This is a genomic window from Bradyrhizobium sp. MI1.4, from assembly GCF_055811315.1.
In genome coordinates this window covers 17,679-38,932 of sequence record NZ_JBVVPP010000052.1, presented here as the reverse complement: position 1 = coordinate 38,932, position 21,254 = coordinate 17,679, and the positions used below count along the sequence as shown (strand labels likewise).

At 64.5% G+C, this 21,254-nt stretch carries 23 protein-coding genes; 9 read left to right on the top strand and 14 right to left on the bottom strand.

All coding sequences use genetic code 11. The features are described from left to right. Nucleotides 1-3: 3 nt before the first annotated feature. From AC0L23_RS33160 to AC0L23_RS33140, 5 genes are all read right to left on the bottom strand, one after another. Nucleotides 4-513: a TIGR02281 family clan AA aspartic protease gene (locus AC0L23_RS33160; protein ID WP_026232438.1), complete on the bottom strand. Its 510-nt coding sequence runs from the start codon at nucleotides 511-513 to the stop codon at nucleotides 4-6. Nucleotides 514-773: 260 nt separating this feature from the next. After that, the gene (locus AC0L23_RS33155; RefSeq protein ID WP_085351597.1) at nucleotides 774-1,709 is read right to left on the bottom strand and encodes a transporter substrate-binding domain-containing protein; all 936 of its coding nucleotides are present in this window, start codon (nucleotides 1,707-1,709) and stop codon (nucleotides 774-776) included. A gap of 91 nt (nucleotides 1,710-1,800) precedes the next feature. Beyond that, nucleotides 1,801-2,391, bottom strand: coding sequence for an SCO family protein (locus AC0L23_RS33150; protein ID WP_085351598.1), 591 nt, complete (start codon nucleotides 2,389-2,391; stop codon nucleotides 1,801-1,803). A 24-nt stretch (nucleotides 2,392-2,415) separates the two neighbouring features. Continuing rightward, nucleotides 2,416-2,610 (bottom strand): hypothetical protein, encoded by a 195-nt coding sequence (locus AC0L23_RS33145; protein ID WP_085351669.1) that lies wholly within the window; start codon nucleotides 2,608-2,610, stop codon nucleotides 2,416-2,418. A gap of 274 nt (nucleotides 2,611-2,884) precedes the next feature. After that, nucleotides 2,885-3,355, bottom strand: coding sequence for a Clp protease/crotonase-like domain-containing protein (locus AC0L23_RS33140; protein ID WP_018453000.1), 471 nt, complete (start codon nucleotides 3,353-3,355; stop codon nucleotides 2,885-2,887). 293 nt (nucleotides 3,356-3,648) lie between these two features. Here AC0L23_RS33140 and AC0L23_RS33135 point away from each other — a divergent pair, with 293 nt between their 5' ends. The 4 genes from AC0L23_RS33135 to AC0L23_RS33120 all read left to right on the top strand — a co-directional run bounded on the left by AC0L23_RS33135 (nucleotide 3,649) and on the right by AC0L23_RS33120 (nucleotide 7,244). Beyond that, entirely contained in the window at nucleotides 3,649-5,307 is a 1,659-nt protein-coding gene (locus AC0L23_RS33135; RefSeq protein WP_026232436.1) for an FAD-binding dehydrogenase, read from the top strand. Next, complete coding sequence (locus AC0L23_RS33130; RefSeq protein ID WP_085383583.1) at nucleotides 5,308-6,228, top strand: extracellular catalytic domain type 1 short-chain-length polyhydroxyalkanoate depolymerase; 921 nt, start codon at nucleotides 5,308-5,310, stop codon at nucleotides 6,226-6,228. Between the two features lie 133 nt (nucleotides 6,229-6,361). Next, the gene (locus AC0L23_RS33125) at nucleotides 6,362-6,712 is read left to right on the top strand and encodes a RidA family protein (RefSeq protein WP_007599359.1); all 351 of its coding nucleotides are present in this window, start codon (nucleotides 6,362-6,364) and stop codon (nucleotides 6,710-6,712) included. A 166-nt stretch (nucleotides 6,713-6,878) separates the two neighbouring features. Further along, nucleotides 6,879-7,244, top strand: a complete 366-nt coding sequence (locus AC0L23_RS33120) for a nuclear transport factor 2 family protein (RefSeq protein WP_018452997.1) — start codon at nucleotides 6,879-6,881, stop codon at nucleotides 7,242-7,244. A gap of 72 nt (nucleotides 7,245-7,316) precedes the next feature. Here the strand turns inward: AC0L23_RS33120 and AC0L23_RS33115 are convergent, their stop codons facing one another. Continuing rightward, nucleotides 7,317-8,237, bottom strand: a complete 921-nt coding sequence (locus AC0L23_RS33115) for an amino acid ABC transporter substrate-binding protein (protein WP_085358801.1) — start codon at nucleotides 8,235-8,237, stop codon at nucleotides 7,317-7,319. Nucleotides 8,238-8,249: 12 nt separating this feature from the next. Beyond that, nucleotides 8,250-9,545 carry a dicarboxylate/amino acid:cation symporter gene (locus AC0L23_RS33110; RefSeq protein WP_027569994.1) on the bottom strand — a complete coding sequence of 432 codons (1,296 nt, stop codon included), beginning with the start codon at nucleotides 9,543-9,545 and terminating at the stop codon, nucleotides 8,250-8,252. A gap of 207 nt (nucleotides 9,546-9,752) precedes the next feature. Between AC0L23_RS33110 and AC0L23_RS33105 the strand changes: the two genes are divergently transcribed. Continuing rightward, entirely contained in the window at nucleotides 9,753-10,754 is a 1,002-nt protein-coding gene (locus tag AC0L23_RS33105) for an NADP-dependent oxidoreductase (protein WP_085351601.1), read from the top strand. A 34-nt stretch (nucleotides 10,755-10,788) separates the two neighbouring features. On the opposite strand, the gene AC0L23_RS33100 is transcribed toward AC0L23_RS33105, so the two are convergent. Next, nucleotides 10,789-11,049 carry a hypothetical protein gene (locus AC0L23_RS33100; protein ID WP_231189770.1) on the bottom strand — a complete coding sequence of 87 codons (261 nt, stop codon included), beginning with the start codon at nucleotides 11,047-11,049 and terminating at the stop codon, nucleotides 10,789-10,791. Here AC0L23_RS33100 and AC0L23_RS33095 point away from each other — a divergent pair. The 3 genes from AC0L23_RS33095 to AC0L23_RS33085 all read left to right on the top strand — a co-directional run bounded on the left by AC0L23_RS33095 (nucleotide 11,048) and on the right by AC0L23_RS33085 (nucleotide 14,769). Next, on the top strand, nucleotides 11,048-11,752 hold the full coding sequence (locus AC0L23_RS33095) for a cysteine rich repeat-containing protein (protein ID WP_240543210.1): 705 nt from the start codon (nucleotides 11,048-11,050) through the stop codon (nucleotides 11,750-11,752). The genes AC0L23_RS33100 and AC0L23_RS33095 overlap by 2 nt on opposite strands. Before the next feature lie 267 nt (nucleotides 11,753-12,019). Beyond that, nucleotides 12,020-13,159: an FAD-dependent monooxygenase gene (locus AC0L23_RS33090; RefSeq protein WP_085383582.1), complete on the top strand. Its 1,140-nt coding sequence runs from the start codon at nucleotides 12,020-12,022 to the stop codon at nucleotides 13,157-13,159. Continuing rightward, the gene (locus AC0L23_RS33085) at nucleotides 13,156-14,769 is read left to right on the top strand and encodes a benzoate-CoA ligase family protein (protein ID WP_085351603.1); all 1,614 of its coding nucleotides are present in this window, start codon (nucleotides 13,156-13,158) and stop codon (nucleotides 14,767-14,769) included. The genes AC0L23_RS33090 and AC0L23_RS33085 overlap by 4 nt, the downstream gene beginning before the upstream one ends. A 20-nt stretch (nucleotides 14,770-14,789) precedes the next feature. On the opposite strand, the gene AC0L23_RS33080 is transcribed toward AC0L23_RS33085, so the two are convergent. Together AC0L23_RS33080 and maiA are read right to left on the bottom strand one after the other, a co-directional pair. After that, nucleotides 14,790-15,302 (bottom strand): MarR family winged helix-turn-helix transcriptional regulator, encoded by a 513-nt coding sequence (locus tag AC0L23_RS33080; protein ID WP_085351604.1) that lies wholly within the window; start codon nucleotides 15,300-15,302, stop codon nucleotides 14,790-14,792. Continuing rightward, nucleotides 15,292-15,924 carry a maleylacetoacetate isomerase gene (maiA, locus tag AC0L23_RS33075; RefSeq protein ID WP_085351605.1) on the bottom strand — a complete coding sequence of 211 codons (633 nt, stop codon included), beginning with the start codon at nucleotides 15,922-15,924 and terminating at the stop codon, nucleotides 15,292-15,294. The genes AC0L23_RS33080 and maiA overlap by 11 nt, the downstream gene beginning before the upstream one ends. Before the next feature lie 90 nt (nucleotides 15,925-16,014). On the opposite strand from maiA, the gene gtdA reads away from it, so the two are divergent. Beyond that, a complete protein-coding gene (gene gtdA / locus AC0L23_RS33070; RefSeq protein ID WP_085358803.1) occupies nucleotides 16,015-17,055 on the top strand; it encodes a gentisate 1,2-dioxygenase in 1,041 nt (346 codons plus the stop codon). A gap of 118 nt (nucleotides 17,056-17,173) precedes the next feature. Here the strand turns inward: gtdA and AC0L23_RS33065 are convergent, their stop codons facing one another. The 4 genes from AC0L23_RS33065 to AC0L23_RS33050 are packed head-to-tail and all read right to left on the bottom strand — an operon-like array spanning nucleotide 17,174 to nucleotide 21,184. Beyond that, complete coding sequence (locus AC0L23_RS33065; protein WP_085384086.1) at nucleotides 17,174-17,998, bottom strand: ABC transporter permease; 825 nt, start codon at nucleotides 17,996-17,998, stop codon at nucleotides 17,174-17,176. Then, a complete protein-coding gene (locus AC0L23_RS33060; RefSeq protein WP_085351608.1) occupies nucleotides 17,991-18,764 on the bottom strand; it encodes an ABC transporter ATP-binding protein in 774 nt (257 codons plus the stop codon). Before AC0L23_RS33060 ends, AC0L23_RS33065 begins: the two co-directional genes overlap by 8 nt. A 16-nt stretch (nucleotides 18,765-18,780) precedes the next feature. Then, nucleotides 18,781-19,785, bottom strand: a complete 1,005-nt coding sequence (locus AC0L23_RS33055) for an ABC transporter substrate-binding protein (RefSeq protein ID WP_085358807.1) — start codon at nucleotides 19,783-19,785, stop codon at nucleotides 18,781-18,783. Nucleotides 19,786-19,819: 34 nt separating this feature from the next. Then, nucleotides 19,820-21,184, bottom strand: coding sequence for an FAD-dependent oxidoreductase (locus AC0L23_RS33050; RefSeq protein WP_085358809.1), 1,365 nt, complete (start codon nucleotides 21,182-21,184; stop codon nucleotides 19,820-19,822). Nucleotides 21,185-21,254: the final 70 nt, after the last annotated feature.

The following is a 21,254-nucleotide window of genomic DNA, read 5'->3' as shown; positions in this document are numbered from 1 at the left end:
CCTTTACTGCTCCAGCACCATCTGACCGTTGGCGTATTCGAAGCGCCTGAGGCGGGAGAGGAAGGAGAGACCGAGCAGGTTCTCGGACAGTGCTTCGTCGGGCAGCACCATGGCATCGACGTCGCGCACGATTAGGCCGCCGACATCGAGCATGGCGATGCGAGTGCGCGCGGCCTTGATGGTGCCGTTGGCGGTGGAGACGGTGGCGTTGTAATCGCTGCGCGAGGGACGCAGGCCGAAGCGGGCGGCCGAGGTCTCGTTCAGCGCGACCACGGAGGCGCCGGTGTCGACCATGAAGCCGATGCGCTGGCCTTCGATCCGGCCCTCGGTTTGGAAGTGGCCGCGGCCGTCGCGGGGGATGTTGAGGCTGCGGCCGCCGGCCGCCGCGGTGGACGCGACTGCGACCGTACGCGGCACCGACGTCGCCGAGGCGGAGCTCATCCTGTCCGCCATCTGCGCCATGAAGGTGCCGAGGCCGATCATGATCGCCGCGAAGATCATTATGTTACGCATCACACCACTCGAAGCCGAAGCTCGATTTCACCACGCGGAAGGCCGCTCCGCGAGCGACGCTGCGGCCAGAGCGGTGCTATTTTGACGAAAAGGATGAGCGGACGGTTAATGCGCCGGTGTCGCGGATACGACATATGCTCATCCTGAGGTGCCCGCGAAGCGCGGGTCTCGAAGGGCCCGGCCACCAGCGGGGCCGTCATCCTTCGAGACGCTTGCTACGCAAGCTCGTCAGGATGAGGAATTGGCAACGGCGCCTGGGACTAGAACGGGCTCACCGAGAAATACCGCAGCCACAGATCGGTGTAGCGGCCCTTCTCCCAGACGCGGAACATCGCCCAGTTCAGGGCCTGGCGCAGCACGTCGTTGCCCTTGCGCACGGCGATGCCAATGCCCTCGCCGAAGAAACGGCTCTCGACGAAGGGGCCGCCGGAGAAGGCGCAGCAATCGCCGGAATCCGTGCCGTTGATCCAGAACGCGAGCGCGATGGCGTCGCCGAAGATGAAATCGACCTCGCCCTTGCGCAAGGCGCCGCGCATAGCGTCGTCGTTGGGATAGGGGTGCAGCTCGGCGTCGGTGAACAGGGCCTTGAGATAGGCCTCATGCGCGGAGCCGGAGATGACGCCGACCTTCTTGCCTTCGAGATATTCGGGCCGGATCTCCGGCATCACCGCGTCCTTGCGCGAAGCAAAGCGCGCAGGCACGCGGTAATAGGGATCGGTGAAGTCGACCCGGGCGCGGAGCTGCGGACTCACCGCCATCGAGGCGATGATGGCATCGCCCCGGTTGGAGGAGAGCGCATCGACCAGCGTCTCGAAGCGCCGCATCTGCACCGTGCAAGTGACCTTGATCTCCTCGCACAGCGCACGCGCGAAGTCGACGTTGAAGCCGGCCGGATTGCCGTCGGCGCCGGTGTAATTGAACGGCGGATAGTCGGTCTCGGTCAGGAAACGGATCACGGTCAGGCGCGACAGGTCCGGCCGCTCCGGCCGCCGCCGCGGGTCCCAGAAACCCGGCACCGCCTGCGGGGCGGCTTGCGGCGCGACCTGAGGTGAGGCTTGCGGCGCCGTTGGGGGCTGCTTGGCCGGGGCCTGCGCCTGCGCGGACGGCGCAGCAGCGAGCGCGCAGACGCCGACGACCAGCCCGGTCAGCAAGCCACGGGCGGATTTGGACGATTTCGCCTGTTGCGATGGAGCCATCGGCTGAAATGAACGATTTTCGTTGGGATCGGAGGGCCTTATAGCCCATCCGGCCGGGAACGCGAGCGCGGATTGCGGTCAATAGGGGAGCCTACAGATACCGCTTCAACTCCCCTGCGGCTTCTTCCGGCGTGCGCTTCAGGTTGAACGGCGAGACGAAGCGGCCGTCGCGATCCATCAGATAGATCAGCGCCGTGTGGTCCATGGTGTAGTCGCCGTCCTTGGTCGGGACCTTCTTGGCATAGACCCGGTAGGAGGTGATCACCTTGGCGGTCTCGGCAGGATCGCCGCTCAGCCCTTCGAGGTGCGGGTCGAAGCTCGACAGATAATCCTTTATCGCGGCCGGCGTATCGCGCTCGGGATCGACCGAGATGAAGACGGCATTGACCTTGTCGGCGTCCTTGCCCATCGCGCGCAGCACTTCCGAGATCTCGAACAGCGAGGTTGGGCAAACGTCGGGACAATGGGTGTAGCCGAAGAAGATCAGGGTCGGCTTGCCCTTGAGGTTCTTGTCGGTGACGGTCTTGCCGTTCTGGTCGGTGAGCTGGAACGGGCCGCCGATCGCGGCCGGCTGCGCCACCTTGCCGACCCCGCCCATGGCCCAGAATACGATCAGCAGCCCGAGGACGAGGCTTGCGGCGAAGGCGGTCGCGATCACCAGCGGACGGGCGGTAGGGCTCATGAGCGGAAAACTTCCTGTCGCGTGTCAGAAGCAGGCGGCAAGACCGGTCCTGATCATTTCGAAGAACACCTGGCTGCCGTAGTGGAACCAGAGCGCGAGCGCGCCGAGCACGACCAGGCCGCCGACGCCAGCACCTGCCAACAGCAGCACGACCGGCGTCCGGCCGGCAGTGGGCGAATTGTCCGATACAGGATGGGCGGGGTGCAGTGGTTGAGCCATGACAACGATCGGGGTGAAGGGTTCCCTGCCTTTCAAATAGGCGCTGGGACGGGGCCGGGCAAGCGCGGCGGGCGGGCTGGAGAACTTGTGATACGGAGGTTCTCCGTCATGCCCGGGCTTGCGCGGCCGAAGCCGCTTCCGCGAGGCGAAGGCCCGGGCATCCACGTGATTCTCGCCCGGGCCAAAAACGTGGATGGCCGGGACATAGGCGAGCGAAAGCGACGCCCGGCTATGACGAGAATTCAGGGTTGAACGGAAGCAACGACGGCGCGGCCTACCGCGACGATGGCTTGTTGGCCGAGGCCTGCGCGTCGAGGTAGCAAGGCTTGTACATAGCCTGGAGCTGCCGGCCCTTCAGGAAGAGCATATGCGGGGTGAGGCCGCCGCGCTGATTGATCCAGCGCTTCACCTGCGAGGGATACATCGCATAGAGCATCTGGGTCGCTTCGGTATTGGTGACGGCGCGGCCGTTGCTGCCGAAATCCCACGCGGCGTGGAAGCCCAGTGTGGCGTGCGACGTCACGCAGATGCGGTCAGGCGGGATGGCGCCGAGGACGATGGTGCAGGCAGAGGCGCAGAGACCGTCGATGATGACGGTATCGCCCGACTGTCGCAGGTCCTGGTATTTGTCGACGTAGGTTCCGATCCGGCCGCCGCGGTCATCCGCGATCCGAACCACCGCGTGAGAAGCGCCCATGCTCGCGATCAGGAGAACCGCCGCAAGCAACCCCGTCAGAAACTTCATTGGCCCCCGCCCCAGTCGAATTCGAATCTGTGTGTCAGGTGGTGATGCCCTGCTAGGGTCCGTCGTAACCGCGGTTTTGTCTAGGCATGCCGGCTCGCTCAAAACAAATTCAAATCCAGTGTTGCGCCGGCGCTGCACTCAGCCGGTCTTTTTCCCGAAGTGGAACAAGTTAACGATGTCTTACGCGCCGTCCTCTTGATCTCAGTTGCAACCGCCGGCTTCAATCCGGGCAACTACAGGGAGGAACCTGTGGAGGGCGAAACACATGGAGGGGGAAACATATGGCCGAACAGATGGCTGAAGAGACTGACGTCATCGTTGTCGGCGCAGGACTGTCGGGCCTGGTGGCCGCAACCGAGATCGCGGACGCCGGCAAGCGCGTAATCGTGGTCGACCAGGAGGGCGAGCAGTCGCTCGGCGGCCAGGCGTTCTGGTCGTTCGGCGGATTGTTCCTGGTCGATTCGCCGGAGCAGCGCCGGCTCGGCATCAAGGACTCCTTCGACCTCGCGATGCAGGACTGGCTCGGCACCGCCGGCTTCGACCGCGACGAGGATTTCTGGCCGCGGCAATGGGCCGACGCCTATGTGGCGTTCGCGGCCGGCGAGAAGCGTGCATGGCTGCGAGCGATGGGCCATCGCATTTTCCCCGTGGTCGGATGGGCCGAGCGCGGTGGTTATGACGCGATGGGCCACGGCAATTCGGTGCCGCGCTTTCATGTCACCTGGGGCACCGGGCCCGGCATCGTCGAGCCGTTCGAGCGCCGGGCGCGCGAGGCGGTCAGAAGCGGCCGGCTGAGCTTTCGGTTCCGCCATCGCGTCGATGCGCTCTCGATCACCAACGGTACGGTGGATGGCGTCGGCGGCGCCATTCTCGCCCCCGACAATGTCGAGCGCGGCAAGAGTTCGTCGCGCAATGTTGTCGGCGAGTTTGCGTTGAAGGCCCAAGCCGTGATCGTGGCGTCCGGCGGCATCGGCGGCAATCACGAGCTGGTGCGGCAGAACTGGCCGAAGCGACTCGGCGCGCCGCCGAAATTCATGATCTCCGGCGTGCCCGAGCATGTCGACGGCCGCATGATCGGCATCACCGAGAAAGCAGGCGCGCGGCTGATCAACCGCGACCGCATGTGGCATTATGTCGAAGGTATCCAGAACTGGTCACCGATCTGGCCGCGCCACGGCATCCGCATCCTGCCCGGCCCCTCCTCGATGTGGTTCGACGCCACCGGCACGCGCCTGCCGGCGCCGTTGTTTCCCGGCTCCGACACGCTCGGCCAGCTCCAATACATCATGTCCACCGGCTACGATTATTCCTGGTTCATCCTGACCCAGAGCATCATCAAGAAGGAGTTTGCGCTGTCGGGCTCGGAGCAGAATCCCGACCTCACCGGCAAGAGCTGGCGTATGACCATCAAGCGCGCCACCAACAAGGGCGCGCCGGCGCCGGTGGAAGCGTTCAAAAGCCATGGTGTCGACTTCATCGTGCGCGACAAGATCGAGGATCTCGTTGCGGCCATGAACAAGCTGGCCGGCAGCGACCTCCTCAAGCTCGAGCACATCAGGATGCAGATCGAGGCGCGCGACCGAGAGATCGCCAACCCTTACGTCAAGGATGCGCAGGTGATGAACATTCACAATGCGCGGCGCTATATCGGCGACAGACTGATCCGCACCGCCTCCCCTCACCGCATCCTCGATCCCGCGCAAGGGCCGCTGATCGCGGTCAAGCTCAACATCCTCACCCGCAAGACGCTCGGCGGTTTCGAGACCGACCTCTCTTCGCGCGTGTTCGGCGAGGAGGGCAGCGTCATCCCCGGCCTCTATGCAGCCGGCGAAGCCGCCGGCTTCGGCGGCGGCGGCGTGCACGGCTATCGTTCGCTGGAAGGCACGTTCCTCGGCGGCTGCCTGTTCTCGGGCCGCAATGCGGGCCGGGCCGCGGCGAAGGCCGTGGGCTAGATGATGCGGCCGCGGCTGCGCATCGGGGCGTTTGTTGCGGCATTAGCCGCTGCCTCGGCTGCGTCCGCGGATACGATCGATATTGACGGTGTGAAGCGGTCCTACACTGTGCAACTGCCGTCGAAGCGGCTCGTGCCGCTCGTCGTCGTGCTGCACGGCAAGACGCAGCGCGGAGCCGACATGATGACGCGGACGGCGTGGCCGCAGGTCGCAAAGCGCGAAGGGTTTGCGGTGGTCTTTCCTGATGGCCTCAACCACGCATGGGCCGATGCGAGGACCAAGGCGGGACCGGCGCTCCGTGGCCCGCCCGCAGGCACCGACGACGTCGCCTTCATCGCAAAGCTCGTCGAGAAGCTGGTGGCGAACGGCACCGCCGATCCTCGCCGCGTCTATGTCACCGGCATCTCCAATGGCGGCGCCATGGCAATGACGCTGGTCTGCGCCCGCGCCGATCTGTTTGCTGCCGGCGCGAGCGTGAGCATGAACCTCACTGATGAGACCGCTGTCACGTGCCATCCGTCGCGGCCGTTGCCGATGCTGCTGATGAACGGCACCGCCGATCCGCTGGTCCCCTACGAAGGCGGCCGCGGATCGAGCTATTATGCCGCAGACAGTTTTTGGTCCACCGACGAGACGCTTGCGTTCTGGCGCAAGCTCAACGGCTGCGAGACCGATAATGCCGACATGACCGATTTGCCCGACAGGGCGCCAGCAGACCAGTCCACGGTGACGCGGATATCCTCGCGCTGTCCTGAAGGGCACGACGTCGTGCTTTATCGCATCAATCAAGGCGGTCATCGCATGCCCGGATTTTTTCCGGATGCCCGCTTCCCGAAGGTCGCCGCCAGCTTGCTCGGGTCGCAGAACGGCGACATCGACGCAGCCGAAACGATCTGGACGTTCTTCGGCCAGTTTCCCTGAAGTGCAACTCAGGCATCGCCGACGACGCATGCGTGCCTGGCAACGCATGCGTGCCCGGCAACGCATGCGTGCCTGGGGTGGCACAGGGCAAGCCGCTGCGCTAGACAGGGCCGCCATTCAAAGGAGACCCCCAATGAGCATTCAGCGTCTTGAAACCGGCCCGCGCATGAGCCAGGTCGTCGTGCACGGTAACACAGTCTATCTCGCCGGTGTCGTCGCCAACAACGCCGCCGGCGAAAGCGTGACGAAGCAGACCCAGGACATTCTGGCGACTATCGACAGCCATCTCGCCAAGGCCGGCACCGACAAGTCCAAACTTCTTTCGGCCACGATCTACATCACCGACATGAAGACGTTTGGCGAGATGAACGCGGTGTGGGACGCCTGGGTCTCGCCCGGCAACACGCCGGCACGCGCCACCGTCGAAGCCAAGCTCGCGGCGGCACAATACACCGTCGAAATCATGGTCACGGCGGCCAAGTAAGTTCGCGACAAACATTTGCGCGCGCTTGTCGGCGCATGATCCGATCCGGAAACCGCTTCACACTTTCCCGCATCATGCGCATGACCTCCGAGGTAATCGATCAGCGCGCGCAAACCTTCGATAATCATGTCAGCCGAACGACACGGCGCCATCGAAGGAGACGACAATGACCGATCCCATCACCATCGCTCGCCGCTACATCGATCTCTGGAACGAACGTGCAGCTGACCGCCGGCGCGAACTGCTGAGCCAGAACTGGACGGCGGATGCGAGCTATGTCGATCCCCTGATGAAGGGCGACGGCCATGACGGCGTCGATGCGCTGATCGCAGGCGTGCAGCAGCGCTTCCCTGATTTCAAATTCAAGCTGATCGGCGAGCCCAACGGCTACGGCGACCATGTCCGCTTCAGTTGGGGCCTTGGTCCTGACGGCATCGACAGCCCGATCAAGGGGACGGATTTCGCCGTGCTGAAGGACGGCCGTATCAGGAGCATCACGGGATTTCTGGACCAGGTGCCCGCCGGCACGTGAGCGCGCGCTGCTCGTTGCTGCGCCCTCTCCCCCGGTAAGGGAGAGGGCACACTTTCGTTCGTCGCACAGGCGCTAGTTATTCGCGCTCGCGGAATCGTCCATCGCCTTGAAGGCTTCCTCCAGCTGCAGCGAGATCGGCACGTTCAGCCGTTCGCCGGTCGGAAGCCGTGCGGTGAACCATTTGTTGTAGAGCGGAACGAGGTCGTGGTTGGAGCCGAGCTTGCGGAAAGTGCGATCGACCACCGCCGCCAGTTGCGGTTCGCCCTTGCGGAACATGATGCCGTAGGGGTCGTAGGACAGGTAATCGCCGGTGACGCGGAACTTGTCCTGTGCCTTGTGACGCACGATCAGGCTGGACAGCAGGATGTCGTCGGTCGCGAACGCATCGGCCCTGCCGTCGACGAGCATCTGGTATGACTGTTCGTGATCGGCACCGACAACGATGTTCAGTCCCAACGATGACTTCTTGTCGGCCGCCTGGATCGCCTGCTCGTTGGTGGTGCCCTTCGTCACCACGACGGTCTTGCCCTTCAGATCAGTCAGTGACTGGACGCTGGACGCCTTCGGCACCATCAGCTTGGTGCCGGCGACGAACATCAGCGGCGAGAAGGCGACGCGCTTGCCGCGCTCGGCATTGGCCGTGGTCGAGCCGCATTCCAGGTCGATCTTGTTCTGGAGCACGGCGTCGATGCGGTCATCGGAGGTGACCTTGACGTAGGCGATCTTCAGATTGGGATCGTCGACCTCGACGCCGATCTCCTCGACAATAGCCTCGCAAAGCTCGAGGCTGTAGCCGATCGGCCGGTTGGCCTGGTCGAGGAAGGAGAACGGCGGCGAGCTCTCGCGATAGCCGAGGCGCACGGTGTGCGCGGTCTTGATCGCCGACAGCGTCGGGCTAAGCCCTTCGCTGCCACCGGTCTGGGCGGAGGCACCCGTGGCCAGCAGGCACGCTGCCAGCAACAGGCCGCCCGATATCGCTATTGAAAGGCGCATGATGCACTCCGATCAATGGCCGGCCATCGCAGGCACTTCGCCGGGGATCATGTCCCCCGGCACGGCATCGCCAGGTTCAAGCTCGTGCTCGGGCCCGAGCTCGCCTTCCCACTTGGCCACGACCGAGGTCGCGAGCGTGTTGCCGATCACGTTGGTGGCGCTGCGGCCCATGTCGAGGAACGTGTCGATGCCCATGATCATCAACAGCCCCGCCTCGGGGATGCCGAACTGCGAGAGCGTCGAGGCGATCACCACGAGGGAGGCGCGCGGCACGCCGGCCACGCCCTTCGAGGTGATCATCAGCGTTGCCAGCATCGCGAGCTGGGTGCCGAGCGGCATGTCGATGTGATAGCTCTGCGCGATGAAGACGCTCGCGAAGGTGCAGTACATCATCGTGCCGTCGAGATTGAAGGAATAGCCGAGCGGCAGCACGAAGCTCGATATCCGCGACGAGGCGCCGAACTTGTTCAACCCCTCCAGAGTTTTCGGATACGCCGCTTCCGAGCTCGCGGTGGAGAACGCGATCATCAGCGGCTCGCGGATCAGCTTCAGCAGATGGGCGTAGCGCGGCCCGATCACGATGAAGCCCACGACCACGAGGATGCCCCACAGGAGCGCGAGCGAGAGATAGAAGCCACCCATGAAGACGATGAGCTTCCAGAGCACCAGCAGGCCGTTCTTGGCCACCGTCGCGGTGATGGCGGCCCAGACCGCGAACGGCGCGAACAGCATCACATAGCCCGTCACCTTGAGCATGATGTGGCCGATGTCGTCGATCAGCGCCAGGATCGGCTTGGAGCGCTCGGGCATCGAGCCCATCGCCACCGAGAAGAACACGGCGAAGATCACGATCTGCAGGATCTCGTTCTGCGCCATCGCATCCGCGATCGAGGTCGGGATCAGATGGGTCAGGAATTTTTCGATCGAGAAGGCGGAAACCGGCAGGCCGGTCGACTGCGCCTTGTCAGGCAGCGTACCCGGGAAATTCGCGCCGGGCTGAAGCAGATTGACCATCACGAGGCCGAGCATCAGCGAGACGAAAGAGGCGCTGACGAACCAGCCCATGGTCTTGGCGAAGATGCGGCCGAGCTTGGAGCCCGAGCCCATATGAGCAATGCCGCCGACCAGGGTCGCAAATACCAGCGGCGCGATGATCATCTTGATCAGGCGCAGGAAAATCACGGCGATCAGGTTGATGGACGAGGCCCAGTCGCCCCGCGTGTCGGGCAGGAAATTGTAGATCGCCGCGCCCATGATGATGCCGAGCACCATCGCCACCAGAATGAATTGCGTAAACCTGTTCGACATTGAACACCCCCGCTACACCGACCGCTTCATGATGTCGCAGATATGACGACTGCGCAACACGCTTGGCGTGCGATCGTCGGGCGGATGTTCCCGTTGCGAAACTGGCGCCCGCGATCTAGCCTTCATGCAGCGCACAACGAAAGCGGCTTGCACGTTTTTCTTGCGGCCGCTGCATCAATAATCGTCAAACGACCGAGGGGAAACATCATGAGCGGCAGCATCAATCGTCAGATTCTTTTGGTGGAAAAGCCCAGCGGCAAGCTCGGTCCCGAGCACTTCAAGCTGGTCGAAGGTGCGGTGCCCGAGCCGAAGGACGGCGAGGCCTTGCTGCGCGTGCGTTACATCTCGCTCGACGCCGCCAACCGCGCCTGGATGCACGGCGCGACCTATCGTTCAGCGGTGGAGGCCAACAGCGTGATGGCCGGCGGCGCCATCGCCGAGGTCATCAGCTCGAAGGCGCCGGAGCTTGCGCCGGGCGACATCGTGTTCGGCGACACCGGCTGGCAGGAGTTGGCGACAGTGCCCGCCAAGCATCTCACCAAGATGCCGAAGCTCGAGCCGATGACGCATCTGCTCAGCGTGTTCGGCATTGCCGGCCTCACCGCCTATTTCGGCCTGCTGGAGATCGGCAAGCCCAGAGAGGGCGAGACGGTCGTGGTCTCCGCGGCCGCGGGCTCGGTCGGCTCGATCGTCGGGCAAATCGCGAAGATCAAGGGATGCCGGGTCATCGGCATCGCCGGCGGCGCCGACAAGTGCAGCTGGCTGACCTCCGAACTCGGCTTCGATGCCGCCGTCGACTACAAGGACGGCGCGGTGTTCAAGGCGTTGCGCGCGGCGGCTCCGAAGGGCATCGATGTCTATTTCGACAATGTCGGCGGCGACATTCTCGAAGCCTGCCTGCCGCAGATGAACAATTACGGCCGCATCGCCTGCTGCGGTGCGATCTCGCAATATGACGGCGCGCCCTCGGCACACGGCCCGCGCGGCGTGCCCGGCCTGATCGTGGTGAAGCGGCTCGTCATGCAAGGCTTCATCGTGATGGACTACATGAAAGAGAGTCAGCGAGCGCTCGCCGACCTCCAGGCCTGGGTCACATCCGGCAAGCTGAAGGTGCAGGAGGACATCATCGACGGCCTCGAGAACACGCCGAAGGCGCTGATCGGATTGCTGGCGGGCGAGAACCGCGGCAAGCGCATGATCAAGCTCTGACGACGTAGTTACGTCGCAATTGCAAAGCCAATATCTACTTGCGGTAGAGGTCGCGGCGGCCAATGATGTCGCGCGCGGCATCACCCGCGACGATTGTTTGCATCACGTTTGAAAAAATTGTCGGCGTTGCCGACAGGGCAGGAATTACTCGGATGTTCAACACGTTGAAACATGCGTCGGCACGCGGGGCGTTGCTGGCGGCGGCTCTCTTCGCAACTGCAGCAGGCGCATTCGCACAAGCGCCGACCGAGGCGCAGAAGAGCGCGATCCGCTCCGCATGCCGCTCGGATTTCATGGCGCACTGCGCGAGCGTCACGCCCGGCGGCGTGGAAGCCTATCAATGCCTGCAGAAGAACATGTCCAGCCTGTCCTCGGGATGCCAAACCGCGGTTCGCGCTGTCGAGCCTGCTGCGGCGCCGAAGACCGAGGCTGCACCCAAAGAGGCTGCACCCAAAGAGGCTCCACCCAAGGCGGAGGCCGCGCCTGCCGCGCCGAAGGCTGAAACCGCCCCCGCCGCAAAGCCGGCATCTGGAGCAGCGCCGAAGGCCGCGGCAGCCAAACAGCCGAGCAGCGCGCAGGTCGCTGCCGTCAAGAGCGCGTGCCGCGCCGATTATCCCAAGGTGTGCGCCAGCGTGCCGCCAGGCGGCGCGCCTGCGCTCGAATGCCTCGAGAAGAACAAGGCAAAGGTTTCGCCGGCCTGCGAGAAGGCCGTGAGCGCCGCGGCCGGCGGCGGTGGCACGGCAGCAACGGCGGCACCTCCGGGCGCGGCTCCCGCGGCGGCGGCAGCACCGGCAGCCGCGCCCGCCGTGATCGCGTTGCGCCCGCTGCGGCCGCGCGAAGAGCTGTTCATCGTCCGCTCCGCCTGCGGTGCCGACATCCGCACGCTGTGCGCCGGCGTAGCGCCTGGCGGCGGCCGCATCGTGCAGTGCATCGCCAGCAACGCCGCGTCGCTGTCACCTGCCTGCAAGGACGTGCTGGCGCCGTTCGCGGCACGCTAGAGAAGCGTGCCATCCGGCGGTCCGCTGCACCACCGTGCTCGTGGGCGGCGTACGGGTGAAGCGCTGCGTCTGACGGGGCGGATGGCCAAGCCGCCACGGTTTGGCTATGCTTCGCAAGGTCACTGCTTCGGACACGCGCCAAACGCGCGTCCGGACGTGAGCTGTGGTGTGCCGCGCGGCTTGCCGATAATTCCGCTGGCGCGGGTGGCCGGAGCACATTAGTCTACCCCTAGATAGTAAGTATACTGTCAATTAGGGAGGCAGACGTTGCGGATCGCCGTGATTGGCGGGGGGCCCGGTGGGCTCTACTTCGCCTATCTCTGGAAGAAGCGTCACCCCGAGGATCAAGTCGACCTGTTCGAACAGAACCCGGCCGACGCGACCTGGGGCTTTGGCGTGGTGTTTTCTGATCAGGCCCTGGAATTCCTGCGCGCCGACGACCCCGAGACGGTCGACGCGATCTCGCCGCACATGGAGAGCTGGGAGAACATCACGCTGAACCTGAGCGGCGACAGCGTGGCCATCGACGGCGTCGGCTTCTCCTCGATCGGCCGGCTCGAGCTCTTGCGATTCCTGCAGCAGCGCGCGATCAATGCCGGCGTCACCCCGCGCTTCGACACGCCGATTCATGCGATCGATCAGCTCAACGGGCACGATCTGATCGTCGCTGCCGACGGGCTGAACTCGCTGGTACGCCGCGCCTTCGAGGGCGATTTCGGCACCTCGCTGTCCTACTCCTCGAACAAGTTCGTCTGGTACGGCACCTCGAAGCGCTTCGAGACGCTGTCGCAGACCTTCGTCAAGACGGACCGCGGTGCCTTCAACGCCCATCACTACCGCTACTCGCCGACCATGAGCACCTTCCTGGTCGAATGCGACCATGCGACGTGGCAGGCCTACGGTTTCGCCTACAAGGACGTGGAGCAGTCCAAAGGTGTCTGCGAGGAGGTGTTCGCCGACACGCTCGGCGGCCGCTCGCTGGTCTCCAACAAATCGGTCTGGCGCAACTTCCCCTGGGTCTGGAACGAGCACTGGTCGTTCAAGAACATGGTGCTGCTCGGTGACGCCCTGCACTCGGCGCATTTTTCGATCGGCTCCGGCACGCGGCTTGCGATCGAGGACGCCATTGCACTGGTCAAGGCGCTGGAATCGGACGCCCATCTCTCGACCGCCCTGCATCGCTACCAGGCCGCGCGAAAGCCGGTGGTGCAGAAGCTCGTCAATGCCGCGCGGACCAGCGCTTTCTGGTACGAGCACTTTGCTCAGCACATGCAGCAGGGCCTGATGGACTTTGCCTATAGCTACATCACCCGCTCCGGCCGCATCGACGACTCCCGCCTGCGCGCGATGTCGCCGGCCTTCATGGCGCGCTACGAAGCCGCCAAGAACGGTGGGGACGAGGCATGAGCCAGCAGATTCACGACCAGGTGCCCGCCGACTGCGCGGGCGCGCGCGAGATCGGCTTTTCCGTTCCGCAGGTCTACAATGCCAGCCGCGTGCTGTTCGACAATGTCGGCAAAGGCCACGGTGACAAGCTCGCGCTCATTGGCCCCGCGGGCACGCGCACCTACGCGGAGCTCTGCGCGGAAGCCGGGCGCTGGGGCAACGGCTTTGCCTCGCTCGGCCTCAAGCGCGGCGATCGCGTGCTGTTGTTCCTCGATGACACTCCGGCCTACCCGGCCGCGTTCTTCGGCGCGGTGCGCGCCGGCTTCGTGCCATTGCTGATCAACACGCTGACACCGCCGGATCTGCTGCAATTCTATCTCGCCGATTCCGGCGCGACTGTTGCGGTGGCGGACGCCGAGTTCTGTGCACGTTTCAACGCCGAGGCCTGCAAGGACACGGCCCTGCATACCCTGGTCGTCGTCAATGGCCCGGCGAGCGATCACGCCGCGCCGAACGCCGTTTCCGCCGCCGGCTGGCTCCCGCAGTTTCCGACTGAGCTCGCGGAAGCCGACACGCATCGCAACGAGATGGCGTTCTGGATGTATTCGTCCGGATCGACCGGCCGGCCCAAGGGCATCGTGCATCTCCAGCACGACATGGCCTATAGCGAAGCCGCCTTTGCGCAGAACGTCTTGAAGCTGACGCCGGATGACATCTGCTTCTCGGTGCCAAAAATCTTCTTCGCCTATGGCTTCGGCAACGCGATCACCTTCCCGTTCTCGGCGGGCGCGACGACACTGCTGTTGCCCGGCCAGCCGAAGCCCGCGGCAATCTTTTCGGCGATCGAGCAGTACAGGCCGACGGTCTTCTTCGGCCTGCCGACGCTCTATACATCGCTGACCAAGGCCGAGGGTGCGAACAAGACCGACTTCTCGTCGCTGCGCATGGCACTCTCGGCCGCCGAGGTGCTCTCGGCCGAAGTCTTCAACGGCTGGAAGACGCTCACCGGTCTCGAGATCGTGGAAGGCCTCGGCTCGACCGAGGTGCTGCACATCTATCTCTCCAACCGCCCCGAGCGGAAGAAGCTCGGCGCCGCCGGCCTGCGCGTGCCCGGCTATGAGGTCGCGCTGCGCGACAAGGACGGCCGCGATGTCGCCGACGACGAGGAAGGCATCTTGTGGGTGCGCGGCGATTCCAACACGCCGCTGTACTGGAACCGGCCGGACAAATCCGCCGAGACCATCCGCGAAGGCGGCTGGATCTACACCGGCGACCGCTTCGTCCGCGATGGCGATGGCTTTCACTTCTTCCGCGGCCGCGCCGACGATCTCATCAAGATCTCCGGCCAATGGGTCTACCCGCTCGAGGTTGAGCTTTGCCTCGCCGACCACCCGGACATCCGCGAATGCGCGGTGTTCGCCGCCGAGCTGCCGGACCGGCGCATGACGCTTAAGGCAGTGGTGGTGATGAACACCCGCGCGGCGGATCAAAGCGAAACGACCCGGCGGCTGCAGGATTACGTGAAGGGCAAACTGCTTCCTTACAAATATCCGCGCGAGGTGATCTTCATCGACGAGCTGCCGAAGACCGGCACGGGGAAGATCGACCGGCAGGCGTTGTTGCGGATGTGAACCTCCGCTGTCATCCAGGATTAAGGCGCCTTCCCCATATGCTCCAGCGCGTCCTCCGCCCGCAGCGGCACTCGTGACGCCTCGTTGTTGAGATCGACGAGCTGCGCCAGGAGCCCCATAAGCGCCTTGCGGTCCGCTGGCTTGAGCGGCTCGAGCATCCGCGCCTGGGCGCGTTCGACGGCGGGAATGATGTCGCGCAGGATCGCCGCGCCTGATTTGGTCAAATAGAGCAGCTTGATCCGCTTGTCTTCCGGCGCCGGCCTGCGCTCGACGAAATCCTTGGCCTGAAGCCGCTCGATCACACTGCCCAGCGTGGAGCGGTCGAAGGCGATCACTGCGGACAATCGCGTCGCGTCGATGCCGGGGTGGGTGTGGATCGCGATCAGCGCCGCGTATTGCACCGGCGTGAGGTCGAACGCCTTGCACTCCTCCATGAAGATCGAGACCGCGATCTGCTGCATGCGCCGGAACAGATAGCCCGGCGCGGCATAGACCGCGTCTATCGTGATCGGAGGGACAGGCTTACTCGGCATCGGGCTGCTTCTCCGGCGCGGCGTTGACGAACGCCGGCAGGGCCTTGGCCGCAGCTTCCGCTTCAAGCAGGCGCGGATAGGCGGAGACGTCGACGCCGAAGCGGCGCGCATTGGCGAGCTGCGGCACAAGACAGAGATCGGCGAGCGTCGGCACATCCCCGAAGCAGAACGGGCCCGGCTCGCTTCTGATCAGCGTCTCGCAGGCCGCGAGCCCCTCGCGGTTGACCCAGGCCGCCCAGTCCTGAACCTTCTCCTCGGCAAGGCCGAGCTCGCGCAGCCGCGCCAGCACCTTCAGATTCTGCACGGGGTGAGTGTCGCAGGCGATCGCCAACGCGAACGCCCTCACCTTGGCGCGCTGCAACGCATCCCTCGGCAACAGGGGCGGGTTGGGATGGGTTTCGTCGAGCCATTCGATGATGGCGACCGATTGGGTCAGCACTGCGCCCGCATCGTTCTCCAGCGCGGGCACCAGGCCCTGCGGATTGATGGCGAGATAGGCTGGCGCACATTGTTCGCCCTTGCGAAGGTGATGCGGCAGGTGCTCGGCACCGAGGCCCTTGAGGTTCAGCGCGATCCGCACCCGGTAGGCGGCGCTGGAGCGGAAATAGCCGTGCAGCTTCATCGGAACCCTCCCGTTTCGTTCTTGTTCGCACGTTGACGCTACCCAGATCGTAAGTATACTGTCAATCAACAAAGCGACGGGAGCCGCACCATGGAAGCCGTGACCAAGACGCCGGAACGCGAGGCGTTCTACAAGAAGATCGACGGCGAGAATCTCACCGCGCTCTGGACGGTCATGAGCGATTTGATCACGCCGGAGCCGAAGAGTGCCTGCCGGCCGCATCTGTGGAAGTTCGACATCATCCGCGACTACATGACCGAAGCCGGCAAGCTGATCACGGCGAAAGAGGCCGAGCGGCGCGTGCTAGTTCTGGAAAACCCCGGCCTGCGCGGACAGTCGAAAATCACCACGTCGCTCTATGCCGGCGTGCAGATGGTGGTGCCCGGCGACGTCGCGCCCGCGCACCGGCACAGCCAATCGGCACTGCGCTTCGTGCTCGAAGGCAAGGGCGCCCACACCGCCGTGGACGGCGAGCGCACCGCGATGGAGCCCGGCGACTTCATCATCACGCCGTCGATGACCTGGCACGATCATTCCAACGAGACCGACCAGCCGATGTTCTGGCTCGACGGTCTCGACATTCCGCTGGTGCAATTCTTCGACTGCTCTTTCGCGGAAGGCTCCAACGAGGATCAGCAGAAGATTACAAGGCCGGCCGGCGACAGCTTTGCGCGCTACGGCCACAATTTGCTGCCGGTCGACGTGAAACGGAGCTCGAAGACTTCGCCGATCTTCAGCTATCCCTATGCCTACACGCGCGAGGCACTGGAGAAAGCCCGCACGAGCCAGGAGTGGGACGCCTGTCACGGGCTGAAGCTGAAGTTCAGCAACCCCGAGACCGGCGACTTCGCGATGCCGACCATCGGCACGTTCATCCAGTTGCTGCCGAAAGGCTTCAAGACCGCGCGCTATCGCGCGACGGACGCAACGGTGTTCTGTCCGATCGAAGGCCACGGCCGCACCCGCATCGGGGATGCGACGTTCGAATGGGGCCCGCGCGATTTGTTCGTGGTGCCGAGCTGGCAATGGGTCACGCACGAGGCCGACATTGATGCGGTGCTGTTCAGCTTCTCGGATCGGCCCGTGCAGCAGAAGCTGGATCTGTTCCGGGAAGATCGCGGGAATGCGTGAGGACGCCGGTCTTGTAGGGTGGATTAGCCGAAGGCGTAATCCACCATCGGTTTCTCCGCGTCGACATTAGGTCGTGGGTTACGCTTCGCTAACCCACCCTACGCTGCGGTGACTGCGGCTACCGCCAGTGCAACAGCCGCGTCTCCAGCCAGTTGATCACCCTCCCCACCATCAACCCAAACACCGACAAAATCACCACGCCCGCGAGCAGCTGATCCGTCTGCATCAAATTGCCAGCCTGCAGCACGAACGCGCCGATGCCGTATTGCGCGCCGATCATCTCGGCGCTGACGACGAGCAGCAGCGCCACCGACGAGGTGATACGGAAGCCGGCGAGGATCGCGGGCAGCGCGCCCGGCCAGACCACCTTGCGCACGATGGTGGCGAACGGCACGTTGAAGCTCTGCGCCATGCGGATGAGGTTGCGCGGCACCGCGTCGACGCCGCTATAGACCGAGATCGCGGTCGAGAAGAACACCCCGAGCGCAATGGTCGCGATCTTCGGCTCTTCACCGATGCCGAGCCAGAGGATCAACAGCGGCAGCAGCGCGATCTTCGGGATCGGGAACAGCGCCGAGATGAAGGTGATGCCGACGCTGCGCGCCAGACGCGACAGGCCGATGGCAAAGCCAACGGCGACACCGGCTGCCGTTCCGAGCAGCCAGCCGACGCCGATGCGCAGGAGTGAGGCGGAAAGGTGCTGCCACAGCGCACCCGAGATCGCGAGCTGGTAGATCGCCCGCGCGATCGCCGATGGCGGTGGCAGGAATAGCGGATTGACCAGGCCGGTGCTGCCGGCCGCCTGCCAGATCGCAATGACCAGCGCGAGCGCGATCCAGCCGCCGAAACGGCTGCTCGCCGGCACGAAGCCGGCGCCGCGAAAGCGGACACGCCGGACCGCTTCATCCTTCGCAGATGTTCCCGCCGGAGCGCGATCAAGCATGCTGAACCTCGCGCTCGGCATCGATCGCCTCGTTGCGGATCAGCGACCAGATCTGGTTCTGCAGCGCGAGCAGCTTTTCACGGGCTGCAATGTCACCGCGCTCGGTGCGCGTCATCGGCACGCTCACGACCTCGCGAATGCGGCCAGGGCGCCGCGACAGCACCACGATGCGGTCGGCAAGCCGCGCCGCCTCTTCGAGATTATGCGTGACATACACGGCACCCATGCCGCCATCGGCGAGCAGCCGGACGAAATCCTCCATCAGCAGTTCGCGGGTCTGCGAATCCAACGCCGACAATGGCTCGTCCATCAGGAGAATGGCCGGCCTGACCGCGAGCGCGCGCGAAATGCCGACGCGCTGGCGCATGCCGCCGGAAAGCTGCTTTGGATAGGTTTTGCGAAAATCGGTCAGGCCGGTGCGGCGCAAGGCGTCCTCGACCAGCGCGCGGCGCTGCACGGCCGAGAGCTGGGTGTGCAGCAGCGGGAATTCGACGTTCTCCTCCACATTCGCCCAGGGCAGCAGCGCAAAGTCTTGGAACACGAAGGTGAGCGGATTGAGGCTGTCCGCCGGCGGCGATCCACGCAGCTCGGGCGCGCCGGAGGTCGGCAGCAACAGCCCGCCGAGGATCGACAGCAACGTGCTCTTGCCGCAGCCCGACGGCCCCACGATCGCCACCACCTCGCCCGCGCTGACGGTGAACGAGACGTCGTCGAGCACGGCGAGATCGCCGAAGCGATGGGTGATGTGGTTGGCGATCAGGTCCATGGACTGCGTTCTACTCTCAATCCGCCTTCACGAATTCCTTGGCGATGATCGCATTCGCGTCGAAGCCCTTGTCGGCAAAACCCTGCTCCTGGAGCCATTTGATCTGGTTGTCGACGTTCTTCACATCCAGCTTGCCGTCGGGATCGATATAGGCGCAGTTGCCGACCACCTGCTCGACCGGGAGGTTCGTATATTTGGCGATGATCTCCAGCAGCGGCTTTGTCTTGTCATTGATCGGCGCGACACCGTCCTTCATCGCGGCGAGGATGACGTCGTGATATTCGCGGTCGGCCTTTGCCAAAGCGCCGAGCAGCTTCGTCACCAGCACCTTGTTGGTCAGCGTCTTCGGCGAGGCGAACACCGCGCCCAATTGCCAGGGTGTCTCGTCGCCGACCCAGCCGAGAAACTTCGCACCGCCGTCGTCCATCAGCTTTCGCGCGGTGGAGATCGGCAGCAGCGCTGCATCCACGGTCTCGCCCTTCAGCGCGGCCGCCGCATTCGACAGCGATTGCAGCGGCACAATCTTCACGTCGGCGAGCTTGAAACCGTATTTGTCGGCAAGCAGGCCGAGCGAATAGTGAAAGGAGGAGCCAACCTGCGTCATCGCCACGCGCTTGCCCGCGAGGTCCTTCGGCGTCTTCAGGCCGCTCGCATAGGCGTTGTTGCTGGCGAAATAGCCGATCAGAGGATAACCAGCCTTCTCGCGGCTCATGCCGCCGATCACCTTGAGCACGCCCTTGCCGGCGAGATTGTAAAGACCTGCGGTGAAGGCGGTGACGCCGAAATCGATGTCGCCCGAGGTCGTCGCCACCGCGATCGGCTGCGCCGCGTCGAAGAATTTCAGCTCGACCTCGAGGCCGGCCTCGCGGAAATAGCCCTTGTCCTGCGCGATGAACACCGGCGCGGAGGAGGATAGCCTGAGCACGCCGATCCTGGCCTTCAGCGCGCCCTCGGCTCGGGCCGTGCCCATCGCTGTGATCGCCATCAGGCCAGCTAGCGCGAGCCGCACAATCCCGATCATTTCGTTTCCTCCGCCGTCGATATCTTGCAGTCGGTTACAGGCCTTCAGGCACGGGCTGGTCCCGTCCGATAAAGGCGCCCTGTTGTTTCAACGTTTCCTGCAGCTTTTCAACGGGGATGTCACGCGGGATCCGGTTTCCGGAGAGCGCCAGCGCTGCCGCGGAACCGGCCGCCTCCCCCATCACGAAACAGGCACCGGAGACCCGGGCCGCCGATTGGCCCTCATGGGTCATCGAGGCGCAGCGGCCGGCGACCAGCAGATTATCGACGCCTTCGGGCACCAGCATGCGGTAAGGCAGCTCGTTATAGCCGCGCGATTCCGGGATCGGCGGGAAGGTGAAGACGACGTCGCCGGGGACATGGGCCTCGATCGGCCAGCCATTGACCCCGATGGAATCCTCGAACGAAGCGCAGCCGAGCACGTCCTCGCCGCTGAGCTGATAGCCGCCCGTGATGCGGCGGGTTTCGCGGATGCCGAGCTGCGGCGGCAGGTCGACGATGTAGGATTTTTCAAAGCCCGGCACGGTGCGCAGGAATTCGAACGCAGCCAGCGCCTGCTTGCGGCCCTCGATCTCGCCGCGGGTGAGATCATCAGGCTCGATGCCGTTGATGGCATGGCCGTCCTCGCGCGCCACTTGCGTAAAATTCACCCGCCATTCGATGCCGGACTTCTGCGGCCGCACGATCGCGCTCTTGCGCGGGAATGTGTGGGTGCCGGCGGCGGTGGCCTGCTCCATCAATTGCGGAATGGTCCGCCAGGCTTCGCCTGCCCTCTCCGGGTCGATGTTGTTGAGACGGAGCATCATCGAGGGATACATCGGATGACCGTGCTCGTCGCCGAATTCGAACGGCGCGCCGGCCCAAACCGCGAGATCGCCGTCGCCGGAGCAATCGATGAAGATCTCCGATCGCACCGCCTGCCGGCCGGCCTTGGTCTCGACCATCAGCGCATCGATGCAGCGGTTATCGCCCATCACCACACCGGCACCAAGCGCGTGGAAAAGGATGTGCACCTTGTGACTGGCGAGCAGTTGGTCGGCCGCGATCTTGTAGGCGGCGGTGTCGTAGGCCTGGGCGAAGACCTTGCCGAGAATCAGATGCGGCGCGTTGAGGCCGTTCAAGCGATCGATCCGCGCCAGCAACTCCGACGCCATGCCCTGCACCAGCCGGTGGGCCTCGCCGTGGACATTGCCGTGCAGGCCGCAGAAATTGGTGACGCCTGCGGCGGTGCCCATGCCGCCAAGGAAGCCGTACCGCTCGATCAGCAGCGTCTTCCGTCCCGCGCGTGCGCTTGAGGCCGCCGCCACGATGCCGGCCGGACCGCCGCCGAGGACGACGACTTCATATTCGCCGTAAAGCGGCACCTGGCGCGCCGGTTCTTCGATCGTCATGGCCTGCATGGCGCGTCCTGTCCCTGAAATCCTTTGCTTGGGCCGGACTATGAATTAACCCGGATCGAGCTACAATCCG

Coding starts and splice junctions, on each gene's coding strand:
- AC0L23_RS33160 (WP_026232438.1), bottom strand. CDS start 513: ATGCGTAACATAATGATCTTCGCGGCGATCATGATCGGCCTCGGCACC.
- AC0L23_RS33155 (WP_085351597.1), bottom strand. CDS start 1,709: ATGGCTCCATCGCAACAGGCGAAATCGTCCAAATCCGCCCGTGGCTTG.
- AC0L23_RS33150 (WP_085351598.1), bottom strand. CDS start 2,391: ATGAGCCCTACCGCCCGTCCGCTGGTGATCGCGACCGCCTTCGCCGCA.
- AC0L23_RS33145 (WP_085351669.1), bottom strand. CDS start 2,610: ATGGCTCAACCACTGCACCCCGCCCATCCTGTATCGGACAATTCGCCC.
- AC0L23_RS33140 (WP_018453000.1), bottom strand. CDS start 3,355: ATGAAGTTTCTGACGGGGTTGCTTGCGGCGGTTCTCCTGATCGCGAGC.
- AC0L23_RS33135 (WP_026232436.1), top strand. CDS start 3,649: ATGGCTGAAGAGACTGACGTCATCGTTGTCGGCGCAGGACTGTCGGGC.
- AC0L23_RS33130 (WP_085383583.1), top strand. CDS start 5,308: ATGATGCGGCCGCGGCTGCGCATCGGGGCGTTTGTTGCGGCATTAGCC.
- AC0L23_RS33125 (WP_007599359.1), top strand. CDS start 6,362: ATGAGCATTCAGCGTCTTGAAACCGGCCCGCGCATGAGCCAGGTCGTC.
- AC0L23_RS33120 (WP_018452997.1), top strand. CDS start 6,879: ATGACCGATCCCATCACCATCGCTCGCCGCTACATCGATCTCTGGAAC.
- AC0L23_RS33115 (WP_085358801.1), bottom strand. CDS start 8,237: ATGCGCCTTTCAATAGCGATATCGGGCGGCCTGTTGCTGGCAGCGTGC.
- AC0L23_RS33110 (WP_027569994.1), bottom strand. CDS start 9,545: ATGTCGAACAGGTTTACGCAATTCATTCTGGTGGCGATGGTGCTCGGC.
- AC0L23_RS33105 (WP_085351601.1), top strand. CDS start 9,753: ATGAGCGGCAGCATCAATCGTCAGATTCTTTTGGTGGAAAAGCCCAGC.
- AC0L23_RS33095 (WP_240543210.1), top strand. CDS start 11,048: ATGGCGCACTGCGCGAGCGTCACGCCCGGCGGCGTGGAAGCCTATCAA.
- AC0L23_RS33100 (WP_231189770.1), bottom strand. CDS start 11,049: ATGAAATCCGAGCGGCATGCGGAGCGGATCGCGCTCTTCTGCGCCTCG.
- AC0L23_RS33085 (WP_085351603.1), top strand. CDS start 13,156: ATGAGCCAGCAGATTCACGACCAGGTGCCCGCCGACTGCGCGGGCGCG.
- AC0L23_RS33080 (WP_085351604.1), bottom strand. CDS start 15,302: ATGCCGAGTAAGCCTGTCCCTCCGATCACGATAGACGCGGTCTATGCC.
- maiA (WP_085351605.1), bottom strand. CDS start 15,924: ATGAAGCTGCACGGCTATTTCCGCTCCAGCGCCGCCTACCGGGTGCGG.
- gtdA (WP_085358803.1), top strand. CDS start 16,015: ATGGAAGCCGTGACCAAGACGCCGGAACGCGAGGCGTTCTACAAGAAG.
- AC0L23_RS33065 (WP_085384086.1), bottom strand. CDS start 17,998: ATGCTTGATCGCGCTCCGGCGGGAACATCTGCGAAGGATGAAGCGGTC.
- AC0L23_RS33060 (WP_085351608.1), bottom strand. CDS start 18,764: ATGGACCTGATCGCCAACCACATCACCCATCGCTTCGGCGATCTCGCC.
- AC0L23_RS33055 (WP_085358807.1), bottom strand. CDS start 19,785: ATGATCGGGATTGTGCGGCTCGCGCTAGCTGGCCTGATGGCGATCACA.
- AC0L23_RS33050 (WP_085358809.1), bottom strand. CDS start 21,184: ATGCAGGCCATGACGATCGAAGAACCGGCGCGCCAGGTGCCGCTTTAC.